This window comes from Gilvimarinus agarilyticus (assembly GCF_000832015.1).
Lineage (GTDB): Bacteria > Pseudomonadota > Gammaproteobacteria > Pseudomonadales > Cellvibrionaceae > Gilvimarinus > Gilvimarinus agarilyticus.
Window position 1 is genome coordinate 382,652 of record NZ_JXCJ01000001.1, and the last position, 24,177, is coordinate 406,828.

Consider the following 24,177-nt stretch of genomic DNA (forward strand, 5'->3'; position numbering starts at 1 on the left):
GGGCCAGTAGCGTTAAAATTCTACTGCGTCTGCGAGTTATCCTCAATGCCTTCACTTTGTACAATCAATAGATACGCCATCGAGAGCATAGCCACGGTAAACACCAGTCCGACAGGCCATAGCAATAATCCCAAGATGTAGGCGTAAGGCACAAGTCCAACCAGATAACTTAACGTGCCAACAAGTACAGGCACTATTATTACCACCAACAGCATAAGTTTTTGGTGCTGTTGGGTACGCTGCCACGATGCTGCAAAGCTAATGGGTTGATCAACCGCGATGGCGGGAAACACCAGACTCAACCTGCTAAGCAGATATAGCGCCGCCAATAGCCACAGGACAACACCAATTACCGGGATAGTTACCAACATGCCAACCAACCCCATCAGTACGGTTAAACCCAATAGGTACAACAAAAACCACCACTCGCGCGCCGTAGGCACAAAAATTCCCCACGCGGGCACCGAGCCTGCCCCCAGTAAGACAATCCGATGAGTCGTAACGGCGATCAAAACCTCGACAACCGTACTCAGTAACCACACGAACACTTGCAGCATAATGCCAGCCTCTAAATAGCTGACAAAACCTAACACCAGATAGGCAACCATAGGCAGCAACAACGCTTTAGCCAACACTAAGCGCTGCTGCAACAGACTAAAGACCGCGCCTGCAAATACTTTTTTAAAATCCATTTTTTATCCTTATCGAAAAGAGCGGAACATAGATATCATCAGGCAGCTCCTTAGCTCAGATACGAGACAATATCCATCAGGCTCAAAGTAATGACTTTTAAGCTCTGGCGCAAATAAAGGAGTATGAGGTGGGCAGGAACAACTTAAAATGGAGAAGCGGACCTCACCCCCGATTAAAACCAAGGGGTGACAATCTTTCGCGGTGTGATAAAAGTCCAACCATATTCTAGGCGTGAATATGGCACAAGCGAGGGCACCGGCACCACCTCAACCGCAACTTACTTACAGTTGCGGTAGGAAGTTGAGGGTATAGTTACGCGTGGTGACCACTACGTCGGTTTTGGGCTCGAAGGTAATGAGTTTAACCCGCGCCAGCACTTTTGACTCTAAATCCGCATCACGCAAATCCGAACTGACAATACTCACCGAGGCCAACGAGCCGTCGGGGTTAATCACCAGTTTCAGCACGACTTTACCCTGCAGCGCTGGGTTTTCGCGCAGGGCGCGGCGGTAGTAGCGATCCAGCGCGCTAGCGTGCTGGCTCATCACCCGGCGAATTTCTTCGTCGCTGCGCTCGCCGGCTTTACGGTTATTTTGCGCGGCACTTGCTGTGGCATCGGCGCCACCCAGAGCGCTCTCTACCTGGGTAGTTTCGCGGCCCGAGAGCGCCACACCACCGGTGTCTTGCGACAGAGCAGAAGTATTGATGCCGCCGCTATCGGCCTCGGCGCCACTGGTAATTAAGTTACGCTCGGTGCGTTCGGCCTCGGCTTGGCCGCGGGTAATTTCTTCGCTGGCCACAGCTTCGGTGTCAATCGCCTCGCGCATATCCGCCAGCGTATCCTGAAACTGCAGCACACCACTGACCTTGGCTTTTTCGCGCGCCTGATCGACCTGTGTGACCGGCTCGGGTTCGGGCTCAGGTTCTACTTCTGGTTCTGGCTCCGGTTCCTCTTCGGGCTCAGGCTCCTCTTCCGGTTCGGGTTCGGGTTCCGGTTCAGGCTCTGGCTCCGGTTCGGGCTCGGGTTGCTTAATCTCTTCTTTTTCGAGCAATACGCGCGCAAGCTGAGGCGGCAGTTTTTCTTTTTCTTCGCGTTCAACTTCAGGCAGGTTAATCAGCGGGACAATAATACCTACCAAAGCGAACAGCCCGAGAGCAATCGCCACCAATCTAATAAAACGTTTATCGTCGCTCTGGCCTTGGCCAAATAAACGGTAGTTCTCTGAGTCACGCAGGGCCATATCAGCTATCGGCTCCTGTGCCCGGTTGCTCCGCAGAGTCTGAGGTTTTGTTCACCGCCAACGAGATATCGCGATACCCGGCTTGAGCGCAGGTGTTCATAATGCGTTTAAGCAGTGTATAGGGAATGGCTTTGTCACCCATGATGGTAATCGGGCGGCCCGTTTGCTGTTGCTCCTCGGTAAGCTCGCGCGCTTTGCCAGCCAAGTACTCAAGCTCTTTGGTAAGCTCGGCAATATTGTTGGCCTCTTCGTCCGCGCCAGCCTCAGCCGCTTGTGCGATATCGCTTATGGCAACAATGGCACGGCCACCCACTAAAATTTGCTCGTTGTTCACTTTAACCACCACTGTGGTCTCGGGCACAGTGTCGGCTACCGAGGCGGGCAGCTCGATGGTTTTATCGTTGGTGAGCACTTCAACATCGGAGGAGTTCACCAACAAAAAGAATACCAAAATGGTAAAGATGTCCATCAGCGACACAAGGTTTAGCTTGGGAGCGCTGTTGTGGCGGCGATGATGTTTTGCCATGCGTTTGGCGCGCAGTGACTGCTTCACGATTCACCCCCAACGCCTGGCAGGCAGGTAATTTTTTCTTTATCGACCAGCGGGTCGTTAACCGGTGCGTCGCCCAGTGACACTTTGGGGAACAAGACGGCGTCAACTTCGTCAGCGGCTACCACGGCTTTAAAGGAACGCACAGTATCCATGGTGCTCACGATGGTTTGATAATCAGTATCTGGCTGTGCCAGTAGTACGATGTCGTCTTTCTCCATTTGGTACTCGTCTTCCAAACGGATTTTGATTTGCTGCAACGCTTGAGAAAGCAGCGCAAAATCGTAGCTGCCATCGTCCTTAGTGCAAATGCTCGCGGCGCGGTTACCCGCCGGATGATTCACGCCGAGGTAGTCGGGGTAAATCACCACTTCCAGAAAATCGAGTTTATCTTGCTCATCGTCCGACGAGCTGGATGAAGCCGAATCGGGAAGATTCAGCTCCAACACAGTAATGCGTGAGAACACCATGCTAAGCAACAATACCGGCACCAATACGATCATCAGATTCATAAAGGAGGTAATGTTTAGCTCGGCATCCTCGCTTTGGCGTCGCCTTCTAAAGCGCATGATCTTCCCTTATGCGTTTGCGTTAGCTTTGGGCGCTGCGGGGCGAGCGGTATTGGTCAGCAGATTTAAGCAACGTACGCCGGTCATCTCCAGCGAGTCGACCAGCTCAGTGGTTTTGGTTTGTAACATGGCGTGAAACAGCAACAGCGGAATGGCGGCAATCAAACCAAAGGCGGTAGTGTTCATGGCAACCGAAATGCTGTTAGACAACAGCGTGGCTTTCTCGGCCGGGTCGGCCTCGGCCACCGCGGTAAAGGCCGCAATCAGACCGATAATGGTACCCAGCAGCCCCAGCAGCGTGGCGATGTTGGCCAGCGTTGCCAAGTAGGGGGTGCGTTTTTCGAGGCGCGGCATAGCCTCTAGCACACCTTCTTCCATGGCCAACTCGATTTCGTTGCGACCACCTGAACCGCCCATGCGCGACACACCGGCCGCGACAATTTTAGCAATGGGGGCTTCATCACTGCGGCCCATATTGACGACCGCTTGATAATCCCGTTTTTTTAACAGCGGCATAACCCGGCCAAAGGCTTGCTGGTTGGCGCGCTTGGCTTGGCTAAGCACCACAAAGCGCTCGATGGCGATTACCAAACCAATCACCAACACGATGGCGATGGGATACATAAACGGCCCGCCATTTTGAAAAAAGCGCACCACTGTCGAGAAAAAGTCCATAGTTGTCTACCTTACAAATGCCGCGAGTTGTCTGTTAGTTAATCACGCACACGCTGCGCGTGCGCTTGCCAAAGCTAATAATAAAACGCCGAGTGTACACTGAGGCGTATTGGCCGCGCTACGCTGGCGCTGCCTGTTATGCAATTTGCGCCGTATTATGCCTTAATTTTCCGGCGCCGGTTGTGACGATTGCGATTCGCCCTGCTGCTCGCTGGCCGTTTCTACAAGTTTGGTCAAATCGGGCTCGGCCAGCGGGGGCAAATACTTTAGCTCGCGCAATAATTCCGAACGCTCTATGTGCTCAAACACTACGTGGGCCTGATTGTTAATCACATCGTATTTTAGGGTCGGGCTGTCGGGTGTTTGCCAGGGCACCAAATACAACACCTGGGGCTGCTCCTGGTTGCCGGTAATAATACTTTCGAGCCGCGAGTCGCCCTGCCCCAAAGCCGCCGCACTTACCATTAATAACGCACCAAGCAGTGTTGTCTGAGTCGAGTGTTTCATCCGTTTGCCTCCCGCGCCGCAATGCGCCGCTTGAGATCGATAATCCAGCCATTCACGGTGTTGTCTAGCTCACCGGTTTGTTGCTCGCGCAAATAACCGCAGGCTTCATAGTGCGCCAGCGCATCGGACCAGCGGCCCATATACAAATCGTACAACATGCCCTGGTTGCAGTGAGTATCTGCAGAATAAGGCCACACCGTCAGCGCCTCAGTGTACAGAGAGTCGGCTTGAGCAAAGTTACCGGCGCGGCGCTCTAGCGCCGCCAGTTGATTGTAGGCGTCCACGTTTAACGAGTTGGCCGCCAAGGCCCGCTCAAAAGCCGCCCGCGCCTGCCCCGGCTTGTCGAGGTGCAACCAGACGATGCCCAAATTCAGCCAGGGGCCCGATACGTTGGGTGCCTCCACAACTAACGCTTGCAAAGTATGGCGTGCATCGCCCCAGCGCTGCGTACGCATTTGCTCGCGGGCGCGCTTAAAAGTCTCGCGCGCCTCGGGCGAAATAGCCGGTGCAGGCGCCGTCAGATACGGGTTTTGCGTAATCGGGCCCGGCGGTAAAATCGCCGGCCTGGGCGCCGCCTCGGCACCGGGCATTGGGGCATCCGTCAGGTTTATCTCATCCGGCGCGTTAGCCGCAGGCTCGGGGGATTGACTGGCACAGCCAATCAGCCCCAGCAACAGGCTCGCCCACAGTAAGCGTGCCAAAGCCGCCTTGTTAGCGAATCTCATCGGCGACCTCCACGGTAAATTCGGTCTTGTTATAGCGCGCCGGTAAGATACTCGCCAAAGACGTTAAGCTGGCTTTTACCCAATCGTCGTAAATGCCACCCCAAGCGCGCTGGGCGTTGGCCTCGTGCAAGTCAATGGCCTTTTCTTCAAAGGGGTAAGCCTGCTCTTCCAGCAAAATGTCGTACTGCTCCAGCTCCAACACATTGAGGTTGTCGGGCCGCTCGGAATCCATTAAGTCGCGTGCCAACTGCAGGTAGATTTCGCCAATGTAGTAATTGGCGCGGGTGGTAAAGTCGGCCACTTTAAAGTCCAGTACACGCTGCTGGGCTTTGAGCGCCTTATCAAGGGCATCGCGTTTTTTGCCCAGACTATTTTTTATCGGCAAGGTCAAACGCAACTGACTAAAGCGCTGGTAGGGCGCCTCGGCCAGTGTGGTGGCGGCGCTGGCGGCCAGATAGTTACTGCGCTCAGTGGGCGCTTTGCTGGCGCTTTTGATTACCCGCGCCAGCCAAAAATCACGGCTGCTGATATCGTCTTTGTCGCTATAGAGCTCGACCAAACGTTGCTCTACCTCAATCAACTCACCTACAGGCTTCGGGTAGGCGTGGGCGTACTCGCGATAGTGATTGCGCGCCTGCTCCCAGTTATCGGCTTTGTCGTAATACTCCGCCGCCGTTAATAACGACTGACGCGCCAACTCTGGGTCGGCACTGCTCGCGGCTTGATTGCTCAGTAGACCGGCGGCCTGATCCCAGGCGCCCATGGCCTCGTAAATCACAATCAACTTAGCGGGTAGGCGGGCATTAAGCTCATGGTTGGGGTAGCTCGCGGCAAACTCGTTTAGCAAGGTTTCGGCGCGGCTCCAGTCACCGGCCATTTGTGCGGTGTGGCCGGCATCAAACAGTGCCTGGCTGGCAATGGTGCTGTCAGGTAGCTCGGCGTGAATCCGCAGCAGCAACTCGATGGCCGCATCGCTGTCCCCGGCGGCCAGCTGCGCTTGTGCCTGCTGATAAATACTGGCGGCTATGCGCTCGCGAATTTCACCGGCGCTGGGCGAGCCCGGCATTTGCCCGTATTCGGGATGCAGATCCAGAGCGCGCCAGTAAGCCAGCTCGGCATCGGCGTATGCTTCCTGCTCAAACTGCGCATGGCCCAAAGTGAGCCAGGCGGTATACAGTAAGTCGCCCGAGGCGGTAGGTTGCCAGGCGATGACTTGCTGAGAGACCGCCGCCGCACGCACCAGATCGCCCTGATACAATAGCTCCGGGGCGGTTTGCGTGAGTACTTTAATGGCCCGTGGATCGGCCGCGTAATACTCGGCAAACTTTATGGCATCGTCAATTTTGCGCTGCTGCCATTGCCACACGCTGCTTTGTACCGGCTCTAGTGCCAGCGCGCTGGGCTCAAGTAACTCGCCCGACTCGGAGCGACGCACCAACTCGCCCGCCAGCAAAACCGCGCTGTAGCCGGCTTCGGCGCCAAACTCCGGGTCGCGTTTTTCAAAGGCAACATTTTCGTAGGCCACCAAGGCATCAATGGTGCGCCCACCTTCGCTAAGAGCCTCACCCATCAGGAAGGTAATCTCAGGCACTGCCTCGTCGGCCGGAAAGGTAAGCACTAATTCCAGATACAGGTCGGCGGCGTCGCTAAAGCTGCGGTTGATATCGGCGCGACTCGGTGCAGCCGCGCCGCCCTCGGCCAGCAGCCGCTCTAAACGCTGCGCCTCGCTGTGGTGGTGACGCGCCAGCTGCTCGAGATACAGACGCAGCTTAGCCAGCGCATTGCTGCTCATATTGCGCGGTTTTTTGGTGCGCACCACCTGCTTAGCTTGCATGGCGGTGGGCGGCGCACTGATCCCGGCGCGGGCCTGCCAATAGCTGCTGTAAATACCGTAGCGATCGACATAAGCCTGTTTAGCGGGAAACACCAGTGACGGAAACTCCCCCGCCTGATACACCTCGATCTCGCGAATTGAAAAGTCCGGGGCCATATCGGCGTCGGGGTTGTGATTCACAAAGCGCGCAAAGGTATCGGCACTATCCAGGTAGCGCTGCTGCGCTAGGTATAAATCCCCCAGCTGCTGATAGAGTAAAAACTGATAGGGACGCCCGCCGATGCTCTCTTGCTGCTCGGCAATAGTCTGAGCACCATCGAGGTTGGCGTAAGTAAAGCTCAGCACCCGCAGGGTATCCTCGACCAGATTGCGATCGGTGGCGCCCATTTGCTCGATGATACCGGCCACGTCAGCGGCCAGCTGAGCCTCGCCCAACTTTTGGTCAAGCAACTCGGTAAAGCGCGCCATAGCAATATCGTACTGGCTTTGCTTGTAAGCCGACCAGCCCTCCATATAGAGCGAGTTGTCGGCAAAGGCCGAGGTCTCGCTGGCGGCCACTTCGCGGTAAAGCTCTTCAGAGAGTAAGTACTTACCCTCAGCAAAGGCGCGCTCGGCGCGGCGAAACTGCGCCTCTTGAATATAGGGCGACTCGGGAAAGCGCTTGGCCAGCGCGTTTAACGTAGCCGCTGCCTCGGCGTCGCGGCCATCCAGCGCATAGGCCTTAGAGAGCTTGTAATAGAGCGCGTCGGGCTCACTGGCTACGGAGTTTTCCGGGGCGGCGCGGTAATCGTCTACCAGCGCCTCGTAGTGGGCGATGGGCTCGGCAAAAAAGGCGGTTAAGGTTCGCGCCTGTTGCTGGGCCGCCTCGGAGCGGGCCATTTGCAAATCGGCCAGGCGCACCTGAATGTGATGGCGCATCTCAGGGTTGGTGGCCATTTGCAGCGCCGCCCGGTAATTGGCCTCGATCTGAGCTAAATCCTGGCGCTCAATCTCTTGCTCACCCAGAGGCACGGTTGGGTCCGGTAAATCGGCCAGTGTGCTGTGCTGCTCCAGCGGGCTGGTGCTGCAACCCTGCAGCACCATTGCCACGGCCAGCGCTAGCGGTAATCGGTGCCGGTAGATCACTGTTGCACCTCCGGCAGCCTGGGCGCATTGATGTCGGCGTCGCCCGCCGCGCGGTAAGCGTCATCGTACAGGCGGGCAATACTCAGGCGGGTTTGCGCGAGATAATCTTGCAGCCGGTCGCGGTGCCCCTCAAGGGTTTCTCGTAGGGCGCCCAGCAGCGCAGCGGTATCGGCGTCGATGGCCGCATTAAGCTCGGTCAGCTGTGCATCGTTACGCGCTTGTAGGCCGGTGATTCCCATGGCCTGAGCGTCTAGATCCGGGTCGGTGGCTAAAATAGTGGCCACGCGATCGCTGCGCTCGGCGCTCTCGGCTAACGCCTTATCTAATTGCGCCAGGGTGTTACGCGCGCGCCAGTGGTTCTCGGCAAACGCCTCGGCGGCACGCCAGCGGACAACCCCGTCGTAAAAAGCTAAGCGCTCAGCGGCATTAGCGGCCACCTCGCCGGTGCCGGCTAATGCCGCCGCGTGGTCGCGGGCGCGGGCAATTCGCTCGGCCAGCGCGCGAGTCTCCTCGCCGGCCAGCGCCACGGCGTTATGCTCTTGCTCTATAAGCGCAAGCTCGGCCGCCAGCGCATCGCGCTGTTGGCGCAGCATCTGATGCTGTTGCAATAGCTGGGTTTGGTCGATCTCGGTGGCGCGCTCGATGCGCAGCTGGCGTTTATCGACAATAAGTTGCTGGTAGATGTCGAGCTTGCGCTGCCACTGATTAAGCAGCGTTTGCAGCCGCAGTAAATCGCGCAACTGCTGCGCGCTGTCTTGCAGGGCATCGCGCTTAAGCAGCGCCTGCAGATAACGCGAGTTGCTGGCGAGTACATCCACCTCGTGCAGGGTCAGCCAGCTCTGTAGCTCACGGCCATCGCCGGCGCTGAGCAAAGCATCCAGCTCGGCACTGTGGCGCAGGCTCACGGTTAACGTCTCGCGGTCTAGCCCGGCCAGCACTTGCTTAATACGGCTAAACTCGTCGGTTAAAATCTGCTCGGATTCACGGTAGGCCTTCAGCGCCGAGCGCGGCGCTTGCAGCTGCTCGTAAGCCCAGGGCACCGCGAGCAACGTCTCTTGTACGGCGGGCTCCAGTAGCGAGCGCCGGCGCAATGCCTGCCAGGGTTTAAGCGCCAATACGTAATCGTGGTAACTGGCGGCGGCCCAGCCGTAACCTAACAGTGCGCTATTGGCGAGGTTGCTGTCGAGCCGCACATCGCGAAACGCTGCTTTGGCCGAGGCAAAACTGCCTTGCTGCAAAAAGCTGTAACCGATCGCGGTGAGGGTTTTATCGCGAATGGCCAGCGCCTCATCGATCCGGGCTTCATCTTCGGGCAACTCGGTGCCAAGCCCGGCGCGATAATAATTTTGCGCCCGGGTAGTATCGCCGGCGCGAGAGGCGGCATTCCCCAAATTGAGCAAGGCCAGCGCGCGGTTATGCTGCAGCGGGCTGAGCGTTGTCTCGGCCTCTTGCAGGCTGGGCAGTGGGCCAGTTTTGATCAGTAGATGGGCGTTTAGCAGAGCGATGTTATCCATCAGCGGATCGCTTAAGGTGTCGCCAATGGTGCTCGCCGAGGCCGCGGCTTCGGCGTAATCCCCGGTGCGATAATCAAGCCGCGCCAAATAGTAGTGGGCGGTATCGCGCACATGCTGGGTTTCGCTTTGGCCCAAGTGAGCGGTAAATTCATGGCGGGCGTGATCGTCCATGCCGTACGCCAAATACATACCGGCGCGCATTAGCTCGGGGTAGTGTTGATGCCCGTCGATACCGCCACTGGTGTCGGCGCGCAACAGCACGCTCAGCGCCTCGGGAAAGTCACCGATATAATAGTGGTACAAGCTCTCACCGTAGCGCAGATCCTGCGCCGCGGGGTGGGGGGCCGTTTCAGCCGCTACCGCCGCGCTACCAACTGCCAGCAGGGCGCAGAGCCCGGTGGTTGTTAGAGCTCCCATTGCTTAATATCAAAGACCGGTTGCAGCTTACTGGTAGAGTCAACAATGCGCAGCTCTAGCACCAGCGGGGCGGTGGTTTTGTCCACCGTCACCGAGGCGGCGCGCTTGTAGGGTTGGCCCTGCGGACCAATGCCGGTAAAAAAGGCGCTTATTTCATGCTGGCCGCTTTTGATATTACCCAAATAGAGCTTTTGGATACCGCCGCGCATAAGCGCATCGACCTGCTTAGGGGTGTACAGCTCGCTGGCGACAAACTCATCATCGAGCTTAAGCTTTACTGCATCCAGCGCAAAGTACTCACCTACATCCAGTGATAAATACACGGCCACCTGGCTGTTGGCGGGGTAGAGCAGTTCTTCTTCTAAAATCAGCAGGTCGCGGTTTAACTCCAGCACCTGTTGCTTCAGGGCCTCGGTTTCATCCGTTGTAGTCGGCTGCGCTTGCACGGGGCTGACAAGTAGTAACAGGCACACGAAAAGTCCATGTAAAGCCATCTGGGGGTAACGCTGGGTCATTGTGACGTCCTGTTTCTCGCTTGTGCCTGCTTGTTGTAAAGGGGGAGTTTAATCAATCAGCGCCCAAAGTGCAGTTATTGTATGGTTTTGTCGCACTGTTAGCTGTGATTGCCGTATCACTCAGGCGGCGCCAAACCACGGCTATAACGCACTTTGCCCGCCCGAGTGATTAGTATCGCATCAAATGCCGGTAATTGGTCAATCAGCGCTAAACCTTTATCGGGCCCCAGTACAAAAACACTGGTCGATAGGGCGTCTGTGTCAAAGCCATCGGGGCCGATAATAGACACACTGGCCAGCTCGTCGCTGCTTTTGCCCGTGCGCGGATTAATAATGTGGTGAATCCACTCGCCGTCGGCATCGATAAAATAGCGCTCGTAATCACCCGAGGTAGAAATGGCTGCATCGCTCAAGGGCACTTTAATCGCCACACCATCTTCACCCCGGGGCTGCTTAATGCCCACTATCCAGGGGCGACCACGGCGGTCGCCCAGCACCCGGCTGTCACCACCGGCACTGACGCTGGCGTGCTGCACACCCGCCTCGCGCAGCAGTAAAATAGCGCGATCCACCGCGTAGCCTTTGGCAATACCGCCTAAATCCACGTACACCTCGGGCGCGGTGTAGTAAACGGTTTGGGCGGTTTTATTGAGCTTAACGTGTTGATAATCAATGGCCGGCAGCAACTGTTTACGCTGCGCCTCACTCGGTTGTTGGCCGGCGCGGTAATCGTAGTAGCGCGCCAGCGAGGCAAAGGTAATGTCGAAGGCACCCTCGGTAAGCCGGCCATAGTAGAGGGATTTGTCCAGTAGGCGGGTCATCTCGGGGGTGATGCTCAGGGGCGTGGCCGCATCGCGCTCGGGGGCCAGGCGGTTCATCCGCGACAGCTCGGAGGTTTCTTGGTAGGGGCTGTAGCTGGCGTCGATGCGGCGCATCTCGCTCATCACCTCGGCGGCCAGCTGCTCGGCGCGCGCAACATCGGCATGCCAGAGGGTGACACTCACCCTGGTGCCCATAATTGCCTGTTGCTCACTCACCCAAGCGGCATGGGCGGTGCAGGCACCAAGCAGCAAAGCCAGCAATGTCACTATTCGGCTGATAGGGGCGTTAGACCGCTGTACGACTTTGGCCACAATGATTTATCCAGTCATCGGTAAAAACGACATACTAAACACTGGGCCGCTAAAGGTCACCCCCGGGCTTGCGAGCTACTGTGGTGGTATCTGTACCAATGTGAGCGGATCGGGCGTCGCCAGCAATTTGCTAAAACGACAGGGTTTATGCACCCCAAAGCCCTGTACAAAGTCGACTCCCATCTCCATTAGCAGGGTAAAAATTGCCTGGTTCTCGACAAATTCGGCAATGGTTTTTTTGTGCAGGGTTTGCCCGATTTCATTAATCGCCCGCACCATCGCCAGATCCGTCTCATCGCGGTCAATATCGCGCACAAATACGCCGTCAATTTTTAAATCATCAATCGGCAAGCGACGCAGGTAACTAAACGATGATAACCCGGTGCCAAAGTCATCCAGGCCAAAGTGACAGCCTTTTTGCCCCAATTGCTCCATAAATTTAATAGCCTCGGCCAGGTTGTTAACCGCGGCGGTCTCGGTCACCTCAAAACAAATTTTCTCGGCCGGTATGGCGTACTGTTCCAACATACCCACGATAAAATCATATAAATCGGACTGATCGAGAGACACTCCCGACAAATTGATATGACAGGACTCCAGCTGATAGAGGTGCTCCGGGTGACTCGCCAACTGGCTAAACGTGTGCTCGATAACCCACCGATCAATGGCGTAGGCGGCCCCAAATCGCTCGGCCGCTGGTAGAAAAACTCCCGGCGGTACGACTTCGCCCTGTTCGCTTTTTAGCCGCACTAACACCTCGTAGCGCAAACCTCCGAGGCCTGGGCGGGTGGGCACAATAAGCTGAGCATCCAAAAACAAACGGCTCTCGGCGATGGCACCCCGTATGCGGTTAAGCCACTCCATCTCGCCCTGACGGGCCTTATGCTGCTGATCGTCCAGCTCCGAAATATACACCCGGTTGCGGCCCTGCTCTTTGGCTAGATAGCAAGCGATGTCAGCGGCACTCAGTAAATGCTCGGTATCCGGGGTAGCGGCTGACACTGGTATGACACCGATGCTGCAGGTTAAATCGTAGCGGCGCTGCTCCCATACGAATGTCATGCCGCTTAGCTCGCTGCGCAACTTATCGGCCACGCGCGCGGCGACATCCAGGCCGCAGTTCTCCAAAATCACAGCAAACTCGTCGCCCCCCAAGCGGGCCAGCATGTCGTGCTCGCGCAAGGTACGGCGTAATAAGTCGACCACCTGCTGCAACAGCCGGTCACCGGCGTGATGCCCGGAGGTATCATTGACCACCTTGAACTGATCGAGGTCAATTAAAAGCAGCGCATGCTGCAGCTGCTCGGCGCGGGCTTCAGCCAGCACAATGGACAGCCGCCGCTCAAAGGCGCGGCGGTTATGAATTCCGGTGAGAGCATCATGAGTGGCCTGGTAGCTCAATTCGACCGATAAACGCCGCGACTCGGAAACGTCTTCAATAATGGCAAATAATCGCTCGCCGTCCATATCGCTGGTAATCCGCGAAACTGTCATTCGCGCCCACACAACACCACCAACCCCCTTAACCAGCCTTTGCTCAATCGTGTAGCTATCAATATCGCCCGTGCGCATTTGCTCGCGACGCTCAGCCCCCAGCCCCCAATCCTCCGGGTAAACCAAGTCGACCCGGTTCAGGCGTGTTAGCTGCTCGCGGGAGTAGTTAAGGGTTTTACAGATAGCCGGATTAACATCGAGGATATTGCCGTGTTCATCAAGTTGAATCATGCCCACTTCGGCTTGCTCAAAAATAGCTTGGAAGCTTTCTTGCGTGCGCTGTAAAGTGCGCATCAGTATCCAGCCAAGCCACCAGACTAACAGCGCGATAAACAGAAAAAACAATAAGCTGGCTAACGATAAGAACGTCGTCATCCAGCGCGCCGCATGACTCATAGCACCGCGAAATTCTTCAGTGAGCCGGTTGAGTTGAACGTTCAAAAAGCTCAACTGCTTACGCAGCGCAACCTGCGCCTGCATATCCGTGTTACCCGATTGCCACTGGCGCTCTAACCGATTGGCAACCTGCTCTAAGGCCGCTACGTGTGCGTCGGACTCGCGCCAAATCTCAGCTGCACGCCGCAAGTGGCCCACGTCATTACAACAGCGGTACAACCAAATCATTGAAGGTATATCGTCGGGGTGGTTGCGTCCGGCAATAAACGCCTGGGTTATCTGCGCATTTGTTAACGCGTCAGTTTCAATACCCTCACGGGCACGCTGATCAGCCTGAATAACGGCAAGCCATTGTCGGGCACGCTGCAATTGCTCGGGCTCGCCTTCGCGCGAGTAGCGCTCAAGCTCGTATACGGTACCCAGCTGCGCCCGGGACCAAATACTTTGGCCAGCCAAGTAGGCGGCAGCAGCGGCCTGCACCTGTACCACCAACAAGCTAAAACACACCGCTAAGGCCAGTAACCCAACCAGCGCCAAAACCAGCCCAAGCAGCTTTAAACGTACGTTGTTTGCCCAAAACTTCATGGTTTTTATAGGAGCCTCCCGCGCCTATGTCCGACGTCAAATGTCAGTCACCTACCTTGCAGTTAAGCATCAAACTCGGGTTAATACCATAAACCTTTGAGCTCCTGCCTGCGGCAACTTTTTAAATTTAAGTGCCACCCCCGGCGGTAACGGCATTGGCCATTGAGCTCTGCCAACGATTGGCTTGATTTCGGCCGTGTTGCTTAGAGTAATAAAGCGCTTCATCGGCCTGATTCACTAACTCCCCCGCACTGGACATACCTATTTGTAATGATGCCAAGCCAAAACTAGAGGTAACTTTCACCCCTTTATGCTCGCTTTGCTCTATGGCCTGACGGCAGCGCTGCGCAATCTGCTCGGCATGCTCAATATCGGTATCCGGTAAGATTATGCAAAACTCTTCGCCACCAAAGCGGGCTACAAAATCACTGCCGCGCACTTGTTCGTGCAACACATCGGCCACCAATTTAATCACCTCATCGCCCATTGTATGGCCATACGTATCATTGATACGTTTAAAATGGTCGATATCCAACATAATACAGCTCAAAGGGCTGCGTTTAACACTGGCAACCTCAAACACCTCATCTAACTTTTCCCGCATCGCACGCCGGTTAAAACAGCCCGTTAACGGATCGTGTGCCGCCATGTGCTCCAGCGAGCGATTCTTTTCTTCGATGGCGGCCTGCACACTCGCCAGCTCCGTTAACATAATTTCTAACTGGCTGTTTTTTTCTTCAAGCTCTGAAACGTCATCAAAACTCGCAATAACGCCCTGACTGTGGCCTTTATTATCAAAGATCGGCACGGCGTTGACACGGAATACACAGATACGGCCATCGGGCGCCGCATAGGTCAGCCGCACACCAACCATTTTTTCTCCGGTTTCCAAAGCTTGCGACCAAGGCAGGTGTTCGACATTAGAGTCGTCCGCCCGCCAACCCAAGGTTGCGGCTTTGCGCCCCAGCAGGCGTTTTTCGTCAACCCCTAAGCGGTCCGACAATATCGTGTTAACCAACACAATATGCTCCCGGCGATCGAGGATAAACACCCCTTCTGCCAGCACATTCAGTGCATTGCGAACACGGGCCGGTACCACTGAGCTTGGGTCTAAGTAACGCAGGGCGCGGCCGATAAAAAGCCGGTAACTAATAAACGCAGCAACCACCAAAAAAATGAACAACAACCACTGTCGCGGCAACCCGAAGTAGCTAATATCGGATTGACCAAGTGGCTCAAAAGCCAGCTCCAACGTCCCTATAGTAGCGCCCCCAAGCAATAGCGGCACCGTGACGAACCGCGGCGTCGATTCACTGCTGGTATCGTTTGGCCAAAGTGCAGCGTGAGCCTTGGTACGATAAAAAAAATCCCCCTCGGCACGGCGTACAGCGGCTGATAACAAATCCGTATTTGAGGTAACAGCATTACCCAACACCTGCTCAACTAAGACCCGGTCATTGCGCGAGTAACCCACCAAGGCCTGAAACGCCAAGGTCTGAGATAACGCTTGGCGCGCCTGCAATTGATTTTTGTCGGTATTGGGGGTCAACCCAAGCGCCGAGGCAAACAGCAAAATGGAAAGTGTTAACACCATCAAGCCAAAACTTAAGCGCACCGCGGGTGAAATAGATAGCATTATGAATTGTCCTGTGGCTTAGCCGATACATCGTGATCAAATAGGTAGCCCACTTCTCCAGCACTGCTGTCTTCCGTTTTGCGGTCTTTTTTCTGTTTTGCCAACTGTTTCTTTTTCTTTTCGACATTCTCTAAGATAGGTAATGGATCAACACCGCGCCACAGCGGCAACACTGAAAACAGCGCAAACAATAAGCTACTCGCCCTGAGCGCCCACAAGATCAAACCCGTACCGAGCGATAGCGATACCGCGGCGATCATTTCCTGTTGTTTTTGCTGCTCCAAAAAGGCCTGCTCAACTTGTTTGCGCGACTCATCCACCGCGCGACTAAAGTCGGCAATATCCTGCAAGCTTAAATGGGTATTGGCCGACGGATCCAAGCCTATTAACTCAAATTGCTGACTACTCTGTTCACGCAACTGAGCCTGGCGATCAACATGATCATTGACCACCTCGGCGGTATCGCGATCATCATCACGCCCTGTATCGTACCGAAACAGATCGTCAGCATCCGGCAGCACAATTAAGGGTTCTCGATCAAGCGTTTGCGTTTCCAGAACATCGGTATCGGGGCCACCCGTTTGGGTCACGATCGGTTCGCGCTCTGGCTCGAGCTCCGGTATCACTGGTGTCGGATCGGGGCGCTCGGGCGAGGCTACCACATTAGTATTGTCCAGGTCTGTGGATTCGTCTTCGTCCTCGCCCGAAGCACCATCCGGCTCGACGGCACGAATATCAATAAGCAGTGTGTGCTCTTGCCAGGCACCCTCGCTGTCGGTCGCGCGCACGGTAAGCGAGCTAGTACCGCCGTTAGCGCTGGTAGATAAAATCAAAACTCCTGTATCCGAATCGACGGCTGTCACCTGAGCCACGGCCGGATTACTATTAGCACTAATCGAGTAACTGAGGTTTTTCCCGTCCTCTACATCAAAAAAACTGCCCCACAGGCTAACGGGATAAGCGTGAGTATCGGCCGTGGTAACCACCGTGGTTTGCGCGTCCGACGTTACCACCGGTGTGTCATTGACCGGCAATACCACCACCGTCAGCGCAGCGTTAATCGTTTCGCCTGTGATACTTTGCGCCTGAATGTGCAATTCACTTTGGCCAAAGGCATCGCGAGCATACTCAAGCCTTAACTCGCCGGTTTGCGTATCGATACTGATATCATTAAACAGCGATTGGTTGCTGTTACTGATCACACTAAAGCTCAACGCCTCGCTATTGAGCGCGCGATAGAACTGATCGGCGAGGCTCACATGGTGCGCCGGCGCGTCTTCGTCAACAGTAACCGGTTCTAAGGCTAGATCGCCGCGAACGGTTCCGGCAACGGTTAGTATAAAGTGATCGAGCGCGTGCGCCTGAGCGTCGCTGGCGCGAACCACAACCTCCAACGCGCCAACATCTCCGGCTCCTGGCGTACCGCTAAAAGTTTGACTGATAGGATCAAAGCTCAACCAATCGGGCAGGGGTTGGTCGCCGGCTAAACTGGCAAAAACCGTTAACTCATCGCCGTCTGGGTCGAAAAAGGTATTACCCGGCAGCTGAAACAGAAACTCAGAGCCCTCACTGACAAATTGATCGGCCAGTGGGCTGCTCAGTAATGGCCCGTCATTTTGATCCAGCACGGTTAACGTAAACGGCCCGCTCGCCACGCCGCCATTGCCGTCATCGGCGCTGACCACAACACTGAGTACACCGCTGTCACCCTGTGCAGGCATACCGCTAAAGGTTAAGGTTGTCGCATCAAAACTCAGCCAAGCCGGGAGCGCGTCGCCACCGGCAAGCTGCGCCACGTAGCGCAGCACATCATTATCGTCATCGCTGAAGCTATCGGCGACGAGTTGATAGCGAAACGCGTTGTCTTCCAGTGCCGTCTGATCACTAAGCGATACATTTAAGCGCGGTGCATCGTTGCTGTTTAGCACCTGCAGCGTAAACGAGTCGGTGCCACTGGCAACACCATCCGAAGCGGTTACCTCCAGCTGTAAAGTCGCCACATCATTATTGTCGGGAGTGCCGCTAAACGTGCGCGTTAACACATCAAAGTGAAGCCAATCGGGTAGAGCCGCTCCGCCCACCTGCTGCGCCGAATAGCTCAACGCAGTGCCATCGGCATCATAAAAACTGTCAGCCGCAAACTGGTAGTAAAATGGACTGTCTTCCCGAGCGGTTTGGTCCTGCAAAGGCTCCACGACTGTCGGCCCGTCGTTGCTATTAATGACAGTAAGTTGAAAACTGTCGCTAGCCACTGCGCCACCGTTGTTATCGCTGGAGTAAACGTCGATTCGAATCACGCCCACGTCGTCGTTGCCCGGTGTTCCGCTAAAGGTGCGACTTATGGCATCAAAGCTTAACCACGCCGGCAGCGGATCGCCACCGGCGCTAAAGGCACTGTAATGCAGCGAGTCGCCGTCGTCATCAGTAAAAGTATCAAGCGGTAGCTGATAGCTAAAAGCAGAGTCTTCTGTAGCAAACTGATCGGCGAGAGGGTTAGTTAATTGTGGATCATCGTTGCTGTTGGCCACGACAATCGCAAAACTGGCACTGGCATCAATACCGCCGTAACCGTCACTCGCTTGCAGGGTTACCGTCACTGTACCCACGTCAGCGTTGCCCGGTGTCCCGCTAAAGGTTTGTGTAGTGCTGTCAAAATGTAACCAGCCCGGCAGAGATTCGCCTCCGGCAAGCTGAGCACTGTAGCGCAGCGTATCTCCATCGGCATCGCTAAAGCTGCCCGCTGGAACTTGATAGCTGAACCACTGATCTTCTTGCGCCGACTGATCGTTTAGTGCCTGCGCCAACACCGGATCGTCATTGGTATTGAGTACCCGTATATCAAAGGTATCACTGACCAAGCTGTTGCCATCAAACGCCAGCACCTCGATACTAAGATTTCCCACATGCTCATTGCCGGGTATACCGCTAAAAGTGCGGCTACCGGCGTCAAACTGTAGCCAAGCGGGCAACGCAGCGCCGCCCACCAAGCGGGCGCTATAACTGAGTGTGTCACCATCGGCGTCGGCAAAGGTGTCCGCCGCAAACTGAAAGTTAAACGGCGTATCTTCAATGGCGTTTTGATCAGCAATAGCCTTGTCGACGACTGGGTCATCATTGGTGTTGAGTACCCGTAACTCAAAGGTAGCACTCACAGAGGTTTCACCGTCTGCGGCCACCACCTCAATACTTACCGAACCAACATCGGCATTGGTTGGGGTACCACTAAAGGTGGCGCTGCTGGCATCGAAGCTAAGCCACACCGGCAAGGCACCGCCGCCGACCAGCTGTGCGCTGTACAACAGTGTATCGCCATCAACATCCGTAAAGGTATCGGCTGGCAACTGAAAGTTAAATGCGCTGCCCTCTGTCGCGCTCTGATCGCCAATGGCACGAGCAAGCTCCGGCGCATCGTTGGTGTTGTCGATCGTGAGTGTAAAGGTATCACTGGCACTGGCGCCGGAACTATCAAAAGCGCTAACGGTAATGTTCAGGCTGCCCACATCGGCGTTAAGCGGTGTGCCACTAAACGTTCTGGTCGCCGCATCAAAATTAAGCCACGCGGGCAGTGCTGCGCCGCCAAGGCTCGCACTGTAAAACAGCGTATCTCCGTCCTCATCGCTAAAGGTATTGTCTGGCAGTTGAAAACTAAAGACGCTGTCTTCCGTGGCGTTTTGATCAGCGATTGAATTAACCAGCAACGGCTCGTCATTGGTGTTGGTGGTATTGATATCAAAGCTATCGGTGATACTCGCGGAGCCGTCGGAGGCGGTTACGGCGATGCTGACGCTACCCACATCGGCGTTTGTAGGGGTGCCGCTAAAGGTGCGGGTAAGCTCGTCATAGCGCAGCCAGCCAGGCAGCGCGCCGCCACCAAGCTGGGCTACCGTATAGCTCAGTGTATTACCATCTACGTCAAAAAACGTGTCTTCGGCAAACTGATAACTAAAGGGTGTATCCTCAGTGGCGTTTTGGTCGGCAATAGCATTGGCAACTACCGGCCCATCGTTGGTATTGTTGACGACAATATCAAATACATCTTGCGCGCTCGCGCCGCCATGATTATCGCTGGCACTAACCACAACGCTCACTACACCAACATCGGCATTCGCGGGAGTACCGCTAAATGTTCTACTGGCGGCATCAAAGCTTAACCATGCCGGTAACGCACCCCCGCCCACTAAGGTGGCGCTGTAGGTTAAGGCATCGCCGTCGTCATCGGTAAAGCTCGTGCTGGCAAACTGAAAACTAAACGCCGAGTCTTCATGGGCTACCTGATCGGCAATGGCGCTAGTTAACACCGGGTCGTCGTTGCTGTTGGCAACTTGAATCGCAAAACTTGTTTGTGCCGCTTGCCCACCCTGACCGTCATCCGCCATTACCTGTACGATAATACTCCCCACGTCGGCATTGGTTGGCGTACCACTAAAGGTGCGACTGGCGTTATCAAACTGCAACCAGGCGGGTAAGCTTGCGCCACCGGCCAGCTGCGCACTGTAGCTTAGAGCGTTGCCATCGTCGTCATGAAAGGTATTGTCGGCAAACTGAAAACTAAACGCGGCGTCCTCGGTGGCATTTTGGTTGGCAATAGCATTGGCGACAACGGGGTCATCGTTTGTATTAGTGACTTCAAGAGTAAACGTTTCGCTCGCGGGTGTGCCGCCTTGACCATCGTCGGCAAACACAGTCACCGAAATGGTGCCAATATCAGCCCCACCCGGCGTGCCGCTAAAGGTACGGCTTGCTGCATCGAAGTATAACCAGGCGGGCAGTGCTCCCGCGCCTGTTAGCTCGGCACTGTACGTTAACGCATCGCCATCAAGGTCACTGAAGGTGTTAGCTGAAAACTGAAATGAATAATAGGCATCTTCAGGCGCGGTCTGATTGGCAATGCTGCTGCTAAGCTGTGGGTCATCGTTAGTATCAACAACTGTCAGCGTAAAGGTATCGGTTGCCGGAGTACCACCGTTGCCATCATCCGCCGTTACCTGAATCTCGAGGCTACCAATATCGGGAGTCGAGGGCGTGCCGCTAAAGGTTCGGCTGCCCGCGTCAAAACTTAACCAGCTGGGGAGCGCTGCGCCACCCAAGAGACGGGCACTGTAAGTAAGGCTGTCGAGATCTGAATCGCCAAAGGTATTCTCGGCGAAAGTAAAACTAAAGGCTTCGTTGTCGTTGGCGGTTTGATCGGGCAGCGGGTGTTCTAAATGCGGGTCATCATTGGTATTGACAATGATGATACTAAAAGAACTCTGAGCTATGCCACCGTTCCCGTCATCGGCAAATACATCAATGTTCCAGGTCACCGAGTCGGACTCACCGGGTGTTCCGTAAAATCGGCGATTTTCCGCGTCGAACAATAGCCAAGGTGGCAGGCTTGCGCCACTCGCTAGCCGCGCACTATAGCTTAGGCTATCGCCATCGATATCACTGAAGCTATTTGCGGCAAAGGTAAAATCAAAGAAACTATCCTCGGCCCCATATTGATCGACAATCGGATTTTCAGTGGTTGGCTCGTCATTGGTATTGGCAATCACGAGGTTAAATGACTCGTCGGTAATACCACCGCGCCCATCACTAGCGAACACATCAATGACTAAGGTACCGGCATCGCCCTCGCCCGAAGTACCATAAAAGCGTCGGTTATCGGCATCAAAGGTTAACCACGCAGGTAAGTTGTCGCCGTTCGCCAATTTTGCCGTATAGGTGAGTGGATCACCATCGGCATCACTAAACGTATCGGCGGCAAATGTAAAATCGAAAAAACTATGCTCAGCGGTATTTTGATCTGATATCGGATTCGCGATCTCCGGAGCGGCGTTAGATGCCGCTACTTGCACGGTAAATACATCCGAGGTGGACTTACCATGATTATCAGTGGCAATCACTTCGATATTAGTAACACCGACATCGTGCGCCGCTGGTGTGCCTGAAAGGGTTTGTGTTGCCGCATTGTAGCTAATCCAACCCATGTGCCCTCCGCCCTCGCGCTGTACCGTATAGGTCAAGGTATCGCCCGCATCCGGGTCGGTAAACATATTGGCAGGCAGGGTGTATTGAAACGGTTGGTCTTGCTCGGTTAGCTGATCCTCAGCCGGATTCAAAAGTGCTGGCGCTTGATTAAAAGTGTGGCTGACCTGAAACGCGAGATCCCGTGTCGTATCGGCCACTTGATTATGATTCAGATAGGAGCCATTGGGGTATACATTGCTATCGTGAATACCCACAAAAACAAGCGGATCGGCTGCACCGCCGCTGGCGGTTAACTTAATGTAATAGGTCTGACCATAGTTTAACGTCACGTCCGGCAGGGTAAAACTTTCCCACGTAAATGAGTCGGTCAGCCCCGCCGAAGAGCGCGACGCCGCTGCCAGGGCGACACCGTTAATATCCTCTAGTATCTCTATGTTTAACGTTTGCGGGGTTTGATCAGCCGCCGCCGTATTCACTCGCAATTGTACGGCCAAAGTGTCAATAACATAGCTGCCACTGCCGTCAATGTCGGAAAAGCTTTGATAGACATCCATGCCCGCCGCCACTCCAGTGCCAGTGGCTGTAGGGCCGGTAGCCTCGTAGACATCATGGCTGTCATCAGTTTGGTTGGTAACAACAATTTCAAAGTTATCTTGTGCCGGCGTGCCGCCCTCACCATCATCCGCGGTAACATTAATGGTGACAGAGCCAACATCTGAAGCAGCGGGTGTCCCACTGAAAGTGCGCGACGCTTCGTCAAACATCAACCAGCTCGGCAGCGCACCACCGCCAGACAATTCTGCATGATAAGTGAGACTGGCACCCGGGTCTTCATCACCAAAGGCGTCTGCCGGGATAGTAAAGCTAAAAGGGGTATCTTGGGTGGCGGCTTGATCCTTTAACGGAAACCGAACAAACGGATCGTCGTTGGTGTTGTTGATGGTTATATCAAAAAACTCGGAGGTTGAGGCGCCATGATTATCCGTCGCAATAACTTCTACTGACATTACGCCAACGTCATCGGCACGCGGCGTACCAGAGAACTCTCGCGTGATCGGGTTAAACACTAACCAGTCGAGATCACCGCCACCGGCAAGCTGTGCGCGATACCGCAGCGTATCGTTACTGTCGGCATCCGAGAATGTATTTGAAGGCACGGTAAAAGAGTAGGCAACATCTTCGTAACGGGTCTGGTTGGCGATATTGTTGCTGACTATTGGCGCCGCATTGTTACCGTCTTCCTCACTCACCTTGAATGCCAGGTCCCACCCTTCGGTATTTTCCACGCCTGCTTCTAGTAACGTTGCGTTATTGTAACGGTTGCTGCTATGAGCGCTAACCAGAATATTGCTATCGGGATCATCTGAGCCAGAGTCGGTACTGATACGGATATAGTAAGACTGATTGTCGTTAAGTGGTGTATCCCCTAAATCGAAGCTGTGCCACTCGTAACCTACGTCGCTAATTTGGCTTGAGGCAATACTCCCGCTGCCCAGTACCGCGCCGTCCCAACTGTCACTAATGTGTACCGTAATCGTCTGATCTACAGTACTGGCATAGCGCGCTAACATGAGCGAAATTTCATTGACGTTATAAGTGGAGTTTGCGCTATCGTAGATAAACTGCTGGCCAATATCATTATTGGCCAACACATTAAGCTCAGTATTGCCGGCGGTTACATGTATGTAATGGGTATCGGCCAAACGACCTTGCCATACTTGTTGTGTTGTCTGACTGATAACAACGTTACTTTCGATGTCGCCGCGCTGATACTCCAGTATCCAATCACCGCCTTTGTCACTGTGCCCGGTGAGATTGTCACTGGCCGCAACATCCGCGCCGGTTAAATCACCTAAACGCGAGAGCATGGCAACGCCGGCACTGGTGGCCGCCAAGTCGCAGCCGTACAACAGTATATCGGCGTCGCCCCCCAGCGCATCCCGCCAGGTTTGCAGCTCGCTATGGTAGCCTTCTATCGTGGCATCATTGAGCTGACTACTGCCCAATTGCACGGCGCCAGCGTTGCCGTGAGAGAGGATGTGCACCGACTCGATGTTTTGATACTGACTCAGCGCAGCTGTGATTTGCGCCACACCATCGTCCGCCGCCTCCAGCTTGATCACCACCGCCTCGCTGCTCAACCCGGCCAATAGTGTGTCCGGGTTTTCGACCCGAGCATCGATAAAAATAATGTTCGCTAGGTCCTGACGTGCGGGAGACTCTGAGCCGGCCAAAGGTGCAATCGCCGGTTCGTCACCGGTTAGCTCCGCATAGTATTGCTTACCCGTATCGTAAACCTGAGTTAAGTCGACACTGCTCGCGCTGTTTTGCAGCAGCAGGTCGTCCAGAGGAGCCTCATCCAGCAAGACGGCATCAAGCGTGGCGGAAAACAACAACCGCGGCTCGAGTGGCTCAATCAAGGGCCGTCGTTGCTTGTGTACCTTGTCAGGCATGGATGAATTCCCCTGAGGAATTAACGGCGAATAACGATCCTTCAGGTAAATACCGACACGATTATCGGCAAGGCAAGGTCCAGCGCCAAACGTTGATTTTAGCGTCACAGGCGACGCCCAAACAGCTCTTCAGTAGATCAAATCT

14 protein-coding genes are annotated in these 24,177 nt (G+C 55.0%); all 14 read right to left on the reverse strand.

Annotation, left to right across the window (positions count from 1 at the left end; translation table 11 throughout):
* Positions 1 to 20: 20 nt before the first annotated feature.
* Positions 21 to 692 (reverse strand): hypothetical protein, encoded by a 672-nt coding sequence (locus SD69_RS01760; protein WP_041521842.1) that lies wholly within the window; start codon positions 690 to 692, stop codon positions 21 to 23.
* Positions 693 to 974: 282 nt separating this feature from the next.
* On the reverse strand, positions 975 to 1,934 hold the full coding sequence (locus tag SD69_RS18665; protein WP_052480804.1) for an AgmX/PglI C-terminal domain-containing protein: 960 nt from the start codon (positions 1,932 to 1,934) through the stop codon (positions 975 to 977).
* A gap of 1 nt (position 1,935) precedes the next feature.
* Complete coding sequence (locus tag SD69_RS01770) at positions 1,936 to 2,487, reverse strand: ExbD/TolR family protein (RefSeq protein WP_232301130.1); 552 nt, start codon at positions 2,485 to 2,487, stop codon at positions 1,936 to 1,938.
* The gene (locus tag SD69_RS01775; protein WP_041521843.1) at positions 2,484 to 3,053 is read right to left on the reverse strand and encodes an ExbD/TolR family protein; all 570 of its coding nucleotides are present in this window, start codon (positions 3,051 to 3,053) and stop codon (positions 2,484 to 2,486) included. The genes SD69_RS01770 and SD69_RS01775 overlap by 4 nt, the downstream gene beginning before the upstream one ends.
* A 9-nt stretch (positions 3,054 to 3,062) precedes the next feature.
* Positions 3,063 to 3,728, reverse strand: a complete 666-nt coding sequence (locus SD69_RS01780) for a MotA/TolQ/ExbB proton channel family protein (protein ID WP_041521844.1) — start codon at positions 3,726 to 3,728, stop codon at positions 3,063 to 3,065.
* A gap of 162 nt (positions 3,729 to 3,890) precedes the next feature.
* On the reverse strand, positions 3,891 to 4,235 hold the full coding sequence (locus SD69_RS01785; RefSeq protein ID WP_052480805.1) for a hypothetical protein: 345 nt from the start codon (positions 4,233 to 4,235) through the stop codon (positions 3,891 to 3,893).
* The gene (locus SD69_RS17930) at positions 4,232 to 4,960 is read right to left on the reverse strand and encodes a tetratricopeptide repeat protein (protein WP_052480806.1); all 729 of its coding nucleotides are present in this window, start codon (positions 4,958 to 4,960) and stop codon (positions 4,232 to 4,234) included. Before SD69_RS17930 ends, SD69_RS01785 begins: the two co-directional genes overlap by 4 nt.
* Positions 4,947 to 7,919, reverse strand: a complete 2,973-nt coding sequence (locus SD69_RS01795) for a tetratricopeptide repeat protein (protein ID WP_052480807.1) — start codon at positions 7,917 to 7,919, stop codon at positions 4,947 to 4,949. Before SD69_RS01795 ends, SD69_RS17930 begins: the two co-directional genes overlap by 14 nt.
* On the reverse strand, positions 7,916 to 9,850 hold the full coding sequence (locus SD69_RS01800) for a coiled-coil domain-containing protein (RefSeq protein ID WP_041521845.1): 1,935 nt from the start codon (positions 9,848 to 9,850) through the stop codon (positions 7,916 to 7,918). Before SD69_RS01800 ends, SD69_RS01795 begins: the two co-directional genes overlap by 4 nt.
* Positions 9,838 to 10,365 (reverse strand): AraC family transcriptional regulator, encoded by a 528-nt coding sequence (locus tag SD69_RS01805; protein WP_232301131.1) that lies wholly within the window; start codon positions 10,363 to 10,365, stop codon positions 9,838 to 9,840. The genes SD69_RS01800 and SD69_RS01805 overlap by 13 nt, the downstream gene beginning before the upstream one ends.
* A 116-nt stretch (positions 10,366 to 10,481) precedes the next feature.
* Positions 10,482 to 11,498, reverse strand: coding sequence for an FAD:protein FMN transferase (locus SD69_RS01810; protein WP_232301132.1), 1,017 nt, complete (start codon positions 11,496 to 11,498; stop codon positions 10,482 to 10,484).
* Between the two features lie 75 nt (positions 11,499 to 11,573).
* Positions 11,574 to 13,973 carry a putative bifunctional diguanylate cyclase/phosphodiesterase gene (locus SD69_RS01815; protein WP_052480808.1) on the reverse strand — a complete coding sequence of 800 codons (2,400 nt, stop codon included), beginning with the start codon at positions 13,971 to 13,973 and terminating at the stop codon, positions 11,574 to 11,576.
* A 127-nt stretch (positions 13,974 to 14,100) separates the two neighbouring features.
* On the reverse strand, positions 14,101 to 15,609 hold the full coding sequence (locus SD69_RS01820) for a GGDEF domain-containing protein (RefSeq protein WP_041521846.1): 1,509 nt from the start codon (positions 15,607 to 15,609) through the stop codon (positions 14,101 to 14,103).
* Entirely contained in the window at positions 15,609 to 24,140 is an 8,532-nt protein-coding gene (locus SD69_RS01825) for a putative Ig domain-containing protein (protein WP_157471589.1), read from the reverse strand. Before SD69_RS01825 ends, SD69_RS01820 begins: the two co-directional genes overlap by 1 nt.
* Between the last annotated feature and the right edge of the window lie 37 nt (positions 24,141 to 24,177).